This window comes from Alcanivorax sp. HI0083 (assembly GCF_001635175.1).
In genome coordinates this window covers 1-694 of sequence record NZ_LWFX01000540.1, presented here as the reverse complement: position 1 = coordinate 694, position 694 = coordinate 1, and the positions used below count along the sequence as shown (strand labels likewise).

Sequence of the window (694 nt, the reverse complement as noted above, 5' to 3'; positions counted from 1 at the left end):
GTCCAAGCTGAATTGTGCCTGAACGAAAAAAATAATTCCGATTTTCAGCATGGATTCAGGTTGCTGAGCGATGGTAGCAACCGTTTCTGGATATTGCTCAAGTTTTGAGTGAGACAACCCGGCCTCCAGGGCCAAATCTGTTCAAGGGAGAAGATATATGACCATATCAAAATTTCTCGTTGCTGCTGCGGCTATCTCATTGTCGGCGACCGCCTTTGCCGCTGGAACCCATGGTGGAGGCCATGGTCACGGCGCTGCGAGTGGTGAGCCCGGCAAAGCCTCAGAGGTCAGCCGAACCATAACAGTCGAAATGTACGACAACTACTATGAACCGGAATCAATCACCGTAAGCCCCGGGGAAACGGTGCGGTTCATGGTGGAGAACAAAGGGAACCTCGTTCACGAGTTCAACATCGGCACACCTGAGATGCATGAGGGGCATCAGGAGGAAATGATGATGATGGTAGAGCACGGCGTGATTCAGGGCGGGAAGCTGAATCACGACATGATGAGCATGGACATGGGCAACGGAAAAACCATGAAGCATGACGATCCAAACAGCGTGTTGCTTGAGCCCGGACAGAGCAAGGAAGTTGTCTGGAAGTTTACGGAAAAAGGCGACATTGAGTTCGCATGCAACGTGCCAGGCCACTACCAGGCCGGCATGTACGGTGACGTTAACTTTGAGTAAACC

General features: G+C 51.6%; 1 protein-coding gene. It reads left to right on the top strand.

The window, feature by feature from the left end; translation table 11 throughout:
* Positions 1 to 157: 157 nt before the first annotated feature.
* Positions 158 to 691, top strand: a complete 534-nt coding sequence (locus tag A3754_RS05530) for a plastocyanin/azurin family copper-binding protein (RefSeq protein WP_063519039.1) — start codon at positions 158 to 160, stop codon at positions 689 to 691.
* Positions 692 to 694 lie beyond the last annotated feature (3 nt).

What these genes read in the sequence shown, in the direction of transcription:
- A3754_RS05530 (WP_063519039.1), top strand. Translation starts at nt 158, where the DNA reads ATGACCATATCAAAATTTCTCGTTGCTGCTGCGGCTATCTCATTGTCG.